Raw genomic sequence first — 8,302 nt, 5'->3', positions numbered from 1 at the left:
AAGTCTATCTTTTGTTAAGTTCTTTAAAAGGTCTTAAATTTTCTCCTATATATATCTGCCTTGGTCTTCCTATGGGTTCACCTCTTAACCTCATTTCCCTGTATTGGGCTATCCATCCGGGAAGGCGGCCCAAAGCAAACATTACTGTGAACATATCTACAGGTATCCCTAAAGCCCTGTAGATAATTCCGGAATAGAAATCTACATTGGGATACAACTTCCGATCTACAAAGTACTGGTCTTCCAAAGCTTCTTTCTCCAGACCCTTGGCAATATCCAATATGCGATCCTCAATGCCAAGATCTCCCAAAACCTCGTCAGCCGCTTTTTTAAGAATTTTAGCCCTTGGGTCGAAATTCTTATACACCCTGTGTCCAAATCCCATAAGCCTGAACGGGTCGTTTTTGTCCTTGGCCTTAGCCATGTATTTCCTGGTGTCACCTCCATCATCATCAATAGCTTGCAGCATTTCAAGCACGGCCTGATTAGCCCCACCATGTAAAGGGCCCCAAAGAGCAGAAATACCAGCAGACAGGGAAGCAAATAATCCTGCATGAGAAGAACCCACTATTCTAACAGTAGACGTAGAACAATTCTGTTCATGATCTGCATGAAGAATTAATAGTTTGTCCAAAGCTTCAATTACGATTTCATTCTTATGATAATCCTGATCAGGCCTTTTAAACATCATTTTATGGATATTTTCCACATAACCCAATGAGCTACTTCCATATTCCAGGGGCAGCCCTTTTTTCTTACGGAGGGTCCAGGCGACCAGGACAGGAAATTTAGCTAAAATCCGAACTATTGCATGATACATATCCTCTTCTGAAGTCACGTTTACAGAACTTGGATTAAAAGCGATCAGAGCACTGGTCAAAGATGATAAAACACCCATTGGATGTGCCGATTTTGGAAATCCATCAAGGATTTTTTTCATTTCCTCATCAACATGTGACTCTGCTTTTATATCCTTATCAAATTTTATAAGTTGCTCCTCGTTTGGTAATTCACCAAAAATGAGCAGGTAGGCAACTTCAAGGAAATCTGCTTTCTCCGCCAATTCTTCAATAGCATAGCCACGATACCTGAGAATACCTTTCTCCCCATCTAAAAAAGTAACCGCACTTTCACAGGAACCCGTATTCTTATATCCGGGATCCAGGGTGATAATACCACTAGACGAACGTAAAGTTTTAATATCAATGGCTAATTCATTTTCAGTACCTTCGACAACAGGAAATTCATACTTTTCCCCATTAACTTGCAATGTAGCTTTTTCGGACATATGCTTGATTTTGATTAATAGAACGGTACTGTAAATTTAAGAAAAAGGAAGGACGTTAACAATTACTGAGGGGAATAAGAAGTGTAAAACTTGAAGAAAAATAATTGATCTAAATAATAGCTGCCTCTAAGTTCAAATAACTATTTTCATTTAGATTTGCTTCATACTTCCACACAGAATATTTCTCATTAAAATAGTCTTCAAATTCGAGATAGGTTATAGAATTACTTTGATGTATTCATTTCATAAAAAAAGCCCTTCTTAGATAGAAAGGCTTTTATAATATTGAGGATTATCTCTATCCTAACTTAAATGCTTTTTCCTGCGGATAATAGGCCACATCACCCAGCTCTTCTTCTATCCGCAACAATTGGTTATATTTAGCCATACGATCACTTCTGGAAGCCGAACCTGTTTTTATCTGACCGGTGTTAAGTGCTACGGCTAAATCGGCAATAGTATTATCTTCAGTTTCACCTGACCTGTGAGACATTACGGAAGTATATCCCGCGTTTTTAGCCATATTCACAGCGGCTATAGTTTCTGTAAGCGTGCCAATCTGATTAACTTTTATTAATATTGAATTGGCAATGCCACTTTTGATTCCCCTTGATAATCTTTCCACATTGGTAACATACAAATCGTCTCCAACTAATTGAACGCTATCACCAATCATATCAGTTAATGTCTTCCAGCCATCCCAGTCGTTTTCATCCATCCCGTCTTCAATGGATATAATAGGGTATTTTTTGCTGAGATCTGCTAAATACGCCGCCTGTTCTTCTGAGGTCCGAATGGCGCCAGAAGCTCCCTCAAATTTGGTATAATCATACTTACCATTCACATAGAATTCTGCTGCTGCACAATCAAGTGCAATCATAACCTCATCGCCAAAAGAATATCCCGCATTTTTAACAGCCAGTCCAATAGTCTCTATCGCATCTTCCGTACCATCCAATGTAGGCGCAAACCCACCTTCATCACCTACCGCAGTGCTCAAGCCTCTATCGTGCAATACTTTTTTAAGATTATGAAATATTTCCGTCCCCATTTGCATAGCATGCGAAAAGCTCTTTGCTTTGATTGGCATAATCATAAATTCCTGGAAGGCTATAGGCGCATCTGAATGCGAGCCACCATTAATTATATTCATCATAGGCACCGGTAAAGTGTTAGCACTAACACCACCTACATATCTGTACAAGGACATTCCCAGCTCATTGGCGGCTGCTTTGGCAACTGCTAAAGACACTCCTAAGATTGCATTGGCTCCTAATTTAGATTTATTCGGAGTACCATCAAGTTCTATCATGGTTTGGTCTATTAGGTTTTGATCAAAAACCAACATCCCAATTATTTTTTTGGCTAATATATTATTTACATTTTCTACCGCTTTGGTTACACCCTTACCCATAAAGGCCTTCCCTCCATCACGTAATTCAACAGCTTCATGTTCACCGGTAGAAGCACCGGAAGGAACTGCTGCGCGTCCTAAAACGCCATTTTCGGTTATAACATCTACTTCTACGGTCGGATTTCCTCTGGAATCGAGAATCTGCCTTGCATGCACATCAATTATGGTACTCATATTGTTAAATTTTAAGGTTGAATTATTTGACAAAGATACAAAAGGAGTATGGACCCAATGCTATATCGGGCCTCACAAAGACCGGAATATAACAATTCCTTAAACCAATGTATCTTTATTAACATTGGAAGTGATCATTTCAAAAAATTGATCAAAAAGATATTCTGCATCATGAGGTCCCGGACTGGCTTCAGGATGATATTGAACAGAAAAAACATTTTTATTTTTTAACCTGATACCTGCCACTGTTTTATCGTTTAGATGGACATGAGTAATCTCAATTTCCCGATTAGACTCCGTTTCTTCCCTGCTTATGGCAAACCCATGATTTTGAGAGGTAATTTCACCTTTGCCTGTTAAAAGGTTCAATACCGGATGGTTTATCCCTCTATGTCCATTATGCATTTTATAAGTAGATATACCATTAGCCAATGCGATAACCTGGTGACCGAGGCAAATTCCAAATAAAGGTTTATCATTAGCCATGATCTTACGAGCTACCTCGACAGCTTCATGCAAAGGTTCCGGGTCTCCGGGCCCGTTGGAAATAAAAAACCCATCAGGTTGCCATTCGTTCATTTCTTCATAGGTAGCATTGTAGGGAAATATTTTTATATAAGCATCTCTTTTAGCCAGATTACGTAAAATATTATTTTTTATTCCAATATCCAGGGCTGCTATTTTGTATTGAGCATTCTCATTTCCATAAAAATAAGGTTCTGCGGTTGATACTTTCGAAGCAAGTTCTAATCCTTCCATATTAGGTACTTTTTTTAAGGATTCCCTCAAGCTGTCTATGTCTTCTACTTCGGTTGAGATCACCGCATTCATAGCACCCTGATCTCGTATATGGCTTACCAGGGCTCTGGTATCTACATCGGAAATAGCAAACAGGTTGCTTGCTTCCAAAAATTCCTCCAGACTTTGATCTGCAATCGGTCTTGAGTACTCATAGCTGAAATTCTTACATATCAATCCCGCTATTTTTACCGAACCGGATTCAACCTCATCCCTGTTGGTCCCATAATTACCTATGTGTGCGTTTGTAGTAACCATGAGTTGACCGAAATAAGAAGGATCTGTAAATATTTCCTGATATCCAGTCATCCCGGTATTAAAACAAACTTCTCCATAAGCAGTTCCTTCTTTGTTGCCTACTGCCTTACCAAAGAAAATAGTGCCGTCTTCCAATAATAATAGTGCTCTTTTTTTTGATTGATACTTCATAGTGTTAAATAAGATTACATTTCACAAATAAACATAAAAAAAGGATAGACTTTTAGGTCTATCCTTTATTAAATATTAATGATTTTATAAACAATTTATGCTTTTGAATCATTTTTTTCTTCTTCGGAATCTTCTGGCTCAGTTGTTTCAGGTGCTGACGCTTCTTCTTTAGCTGCCTTTGGTTTTTTAACCTCCTCAATTTCTTGAGATGCCTCCTCGGATTCTACAGACTCTGTCACCTTTATTTCTTCGGCTACTGTTTCCACAGTCTCTTCAACTACTGCTGCTTCTGCAGTCTCTTCAACTACTGCTGTTTCCTTAGCGGTTTCAGCTACTTTTGTTTCCTTAGCAGTTTCAACTGCCATCTCATCGGCCTTTTTTCCTCTTCTACTTCTTCTTGTAGTTTTCTTTTTAGCAGTTTTTTCAGAATTGTAAACCTCATTATAGTCTACAAGTTCTATCATTGCCATATCTGCGTTATCGCCAAGCCTATTTCCTAATTTAATAATTCGGGTATAACCTCCTGGTCGCTCACCTACCTTATCAGAAACACTTCCAAATAATTCTGTAACCGCATACTTATCCCTAAGGTTTTTAAATGCAATACGTCTGTTGTGTGTTCCTTTTTCTGTAGTCTGATTATTCTCAGCCTTTGATTTAGTTATTAATGGCTCTATAAACTGCTTTAAGGCTTTAGCCTTTGCCACAGTTGTATTAATTCTTTTATGTTCAATCAAAGAACAAGCCATGTTAGCCAACATAGCTTTTCTATGAGCTGACTTTCTACCTAAGTGATTGACTTTTTTACCGTGTCTCATCGTTACTTATATAAATGCTTACTAAAAACAGGAAAAGTCCCGTCTTTATTGATAAATTAATCCTTATCTAATTTGTACTTGGAAAGATCCATTCCAAAATTAAGGCCTTTGTTTATAACCAGCTCTTCCAATTCTGTCAATGATTTTTTACCAAAGTTCCTGAATTTCATTAAATCGTTTTTATTAAACGAAACCAAATCTCCTAAGGTATCAACTTCCGCAGCTTTTAAACAATTTAATGCCCTGACAGAAAGATCCATATCAACAAGTTTGGTCTTTAAAAGCTGACGCATATGCAGAGATTCTTCATCATAGGTCTCTGTTTGCGCTATTTCATCAGCTTCAAGAGTAATACGTTCATCAGAAAACAACATGAAATGGTGTATCAATACTTTAGCCGCTTCCGTCAATGCATCTTTTGGATGAATAGAACCATCGGTAACGATCTCAAATACCAATTTCTCATAATCCGTTTTTTGCTCAACACGAAAGTTTTCAATGCTGTATTTTACATTTTTTACCGGAGTAAAAATTGAATCGACAGCTATACTTCCCAAAGGTGCATTAGACTTTTTATTTTCTTCTGCAGGTACATAACCACGACCTTTTTCAATGATTATCTCCATATTTATGCTCACCTTCGGATCCATATTGCAAATAACCAGGTCCGGGTTTAACACCTGATAACCAGAGATAAATTTTTGAAAATCTCCTGCAGTAAGTTGTTCCTTACCACTTACAGATATGGAAACGGTTTCCTCATTAACATCTTCAATTTGTCTTTTAAATCGAACTTGTTTAAGGTTTAGAATGATTTCGGTGACATCTTCTACAACACCTTCAATAACCGAAAATTCATGCTCTACTTTATCAATTCTTACGGATGTAATTGCAAATCCTTCCAAAGAAGAAAGCAATACCCTTCGCAAGGCGTTCCCAACAGTCAAACCATAACCAGGTTCCAAAGGGCGAAATTCAAATTTGCCTTCGAAATCTGAAGAATCAATCATTATAACTTTATCGGGCTTCTGAAAATTTAATAATGCCATAGTCGGATTTGTGTTGTTTTTATTTAGAGTATAACTCCACGATTAATTGTTCTTTGATATTCTCCGGAATCTGAATTCTTTCTGGAATGGAAACAAAATTCCCTTCCATTTTATCATTGTTCCATGTCATCCATTCATACACACTGCTATTTGCAGAAAGTGCATCTTGTATGGACTGAAGTGATTTTGATTTTTCTCTAACTCCTACGACATCACCAGCTTTTAAGGAATAAGAAGGAATATTTACCAATTCACCATTAACAGTAATGTGCCTGTGGGAAACTAGTTGTCTTGCACCTCTTCTGGAATTTGCAATCCCCATCCTGTAAACTACATTATCAAGACGTGCTTCACATAATTGGAGCAGTACTTCACCAGTTACGCCTTTACTCCTGTTAGCTTTGGCAAAGAGGTTTCTGAATTGTCTCTCCAATATGCCATAGGTATATTTTGCTTTCTGCTTTTCCATCAACTGGATAGCATACTCGGATTTTTTACCTCGACGTCTGTTATTACCGTGTTGTCCCGGGGGATAGTTCTTTTTCTCGAAGGCTTTGTCGTCTCCGAAAATTGCTTCGCCGAATTTACGTGCGATCTTTGATTTAGGTCCTGTATATCTTGCCATCTTCTTTTAATTTGGAAATGTGATTATGAATTAAGGCTTATCCTTCGATAATCGTAATTGCACTTCCTGTGAATTAACCTTTTATAAATATGTTACTTAATTAAACTCTTCTTCTTTTGGGTGGTCTACAACCGTTATGTGGTAATGGTGTTACATCCACAATCTCCGTAACTTCAATACCAGCATTGTGAATTGAACGAATTGCAGATTCTCTTCCGTTACCCGGTCCTTTTACATAAACTTTCACCTTTCTCAATCCCGCTTCATGAGCTACTTTACAGCATTCTTCAGCGGCCACCTGAGCGGCATAAGGAGTATTCTTTTTGGAACCTCTAAATCCCATCTTACCAGCAGAAGACCATGAAATAACATCGCCTTTTTTGTTGGTCAAAGAAATTATTATATTATTAAAGGAAGCCGTTACATGGGCTTCACCAACCGATTCAACGATTACCTTGCGCTTTTTAGCTGCTTTGGTACCTGTCTTTGCCATATTATGCTATTTATTTAGTTGCTTTTTTCTTATTTGCAACCGTTTTTCTTTTCCCTTTCCTGGTCCTGGAATTATTCTTGGTTCTCTGTCCTCTAAGTGGAAGTCCAGATCTGTGGCGGATTCCCCTGTAACAGCCAATATCCATCAGACGCTTAATATTCAACTGATTTTCAGAACGAAGTTCCCCTTCTATTTTATAGGAGGAAACAGCATCACGAATACGACCAATTTCATCATCGTTCCAGTCTGATACTTTGCTATCCAGATTTACCTGGGCTTTCTCTAATATCTCCTGTGCCCTGCTTTTACCGATACCAAAAATATAGGTAAGTGCTATGACACCTCTTTTTTGTTTTGGTATATCTACACCTGCAATTCTTGCCATAATTACCCTTGTCTTTGTTTGAATCTAGGATTCTTTTTATTAATTACGTACAATGTGCCTTTTCTGCGTACTATTTTGCAGTCAGCACTTCTTTTCTTTATGGATGCTCTAACTTTCATTTCGTCTTTGTTAGTATCTATATGTAATTCTAGCCTTTGTTAAATCGTATGGGCTCATTTCAAGTTTTACTTTATCTCCGGGTAACAATTTTATATAATGCATACGCATCTTCCCGGAAATATGAGCAGTAACTACATGACCGTTTTCAAGTTCCACACGAAACATTGCATTGGACAAAGCCTCTATAATACTACCGTCTTGTTCTATGGGTGCTTGTTTGGCCATAACTTATGCAACTTTTCGGTTTTTACCTGATTTCATCAATCCATCATAATGCCTGTTCAACAAGTAAGAATTAACCTGCTGTACAGTATCAATAGCTACCCCTACCATAATCAAAAGTGATGTACCTCCATAAAACAAGGCCCATCCCGCCTGAATATCCATTAATTTAACCACTAAGGCAGGTAAAACTGCCAGTAAAGCAAGGAAAACGGATCCCGGCAAGGTAATTAATGACATTATTTTATCAAGAAAATCTCCTGTTTCTTTACCTGGTCTGATGCCTGGTATAAAACCTCCACTGCGTTTTAAATCATCAGCCATTTTATTCGTTGGAACTGTAATGGCAGTATAGAAATATGTAAAAATTATAATCAGCAATGCAAATAAAATATTATAGGCCAATCCAAAAATATCCTGAAACTGTACTTCCATCCATTGGCCAACTGCTGTATTATTAAAAGTTCTTCCTAATAACCCGGGCGCA

General features: G+C 37.8%; 10 protein-coding genes and 1 pseudogene. All 11 read right to left on the bottom strand.

Annotated elements, in window-relative coordinates:
* Positions 1 to 4: 4 nt before the first annotated feature.
* Positions 5 to 1,288, bottom strand: coding sequence for a citrate synthase (locus WBM60_RS16725; RefSeq protein WP_424264158.1), 1,284 nt, complete (start codon positions 1,286 to 1,288; stop codon positions 5 to 7).
* 298 nt (positions 1,289 to 1,586) lie between these two features.
* Positions 1,587 to 2,876, bottom strand: coding sequence for a phosphopyruvate hydratase (gene eno / locus WBM60_RS16720; RefSeq protein ID WP_424276482.1), 1,290 nt, complete (start codon positions 2,874 to 2,876; stop codon positions 1,587 to 1,589).
* Positions 2,877 to 2,975: 99 nt separating this feature from the next.
* Positions 2,976 to 4,103 carry a glutamine-hydrolyzing carbamoyl-phosphate synthase small subunit gene (carA, locus tag WBM60_RS16715; RefSeq protein ID WP_424283362.1) on the bottom strand — a complete coding sequence of 376 codons (1,128 nt, stop codon included), beginning with the start codon at positions 4,101 to 4,103 and terminating at the stop codon, positions 2,976 to 2,978.
* A 314-nt stretch (positions 4,104 to 4,417) separates the two neighbouring features.
* Positions 4,418 to 4,921 (bottom strand): annotated as a pseudogene (gene rplQ, locus WBM60_RS16710) (50S ribosomal protein L17); the annotation flags it as partial.
* Between the two features lie 56 nt (positions 4,922 to 4,977).
* On the bottom strand, positions 4,978 to 5,970 hold the full coding sequence (locus WBM60_RS16705; protein WP_299160454.1) for a DNA-directed RNA polymerase subunit alpha: 993 nt from the start codon (positions 5,968 to 5,970) through the stop codon (positions 4,978 to 4,980).
* Positions 5,971 to 5,989: 19 nt separating this feature from the next.
* On the bottom strand, positions 5,990 to 6,595 hold the full coding sequence (rpsD, locus tag WBM60_RS16700; protein WP_424276480.1) for a 30S ribosomal protein S4: 606 nt from the start codon (positions 6,593 to 6,595) through the stop codon (positions 5,990 to 5,992).
* A gap of 100 nt (positions 6,596 to 6,695) precedes the next feature.
* Positions 6,696 to 7,088: a 30S ribosomal protein S11 gene (gene rpsK / locus WBM60_RS16695; RefSeq protein WP_424258717.1), complete on the bottom strand. Its 393-nt coding sequence runs from the start codon at positions 7,086 to 7,088 to the stop codon at positions 6,696 to 6,698.
* A gap of 10 nt (positions 7,089 to 7,098) precedes the next feature.
* A complete protein-coding gene (gene rpsM / locus WBM60_RS16690) occupies positions 7,099 to 7,473 on the bottom strand; it encodes a 30S ribosomal protein S13 (RefSeq protein WP_299160449.1) in 375 nt (124 codons plus the stop codon).
* Between the two features lie 2 nt (positions 7,474 to 7,475).
* On the bottom strand, positions 7,476 to 7,592 hold the full coding sequence (gene ykgO / locus WBM60_RS16685; protein WP_122514977.1) for a type B 50S ribosomal protein L36: 117 nt from the start codon (positions 7,590 to 7,592) through the stop codon (positions 7,476 to 7,478).
* Positions 7,593 to 7,602: 10 nt separating this feature from the next.
* On the bottom strand, positions 7,603 to 7,818 hold the full coding sequence (gene infA / locus WBM60_RS16680; RefSeq protein WP_015753973.1) for a translation initiation factor IF-1: 216 nt from the start codon (positions 7,816 to 7,818) through the stop codon (positions 7,603 to 7,605).
* A gap of 3 nt (positions 7,819 to 7,821) precedes the next feature.
* Positions 7,822 to 8,302: preprotein translocase subunit SecY (locus WBM60_RS16675; RefSeq protein WP_424283361.1), on the bottom strand; the 481-nt coding region annotated here is incomplete at its 5' end.

The organism is Eudoraea sp. (assembly GCF_049669105.1).
Lineage (GTDB): Bacteria > Bacteroidota > Bacteroidia > Flavobacteriales > Flavobacteriaceae > Eudoraea.
This window is presented reverse-complemented; position numbering and strand designations above follow the sequence as displayed.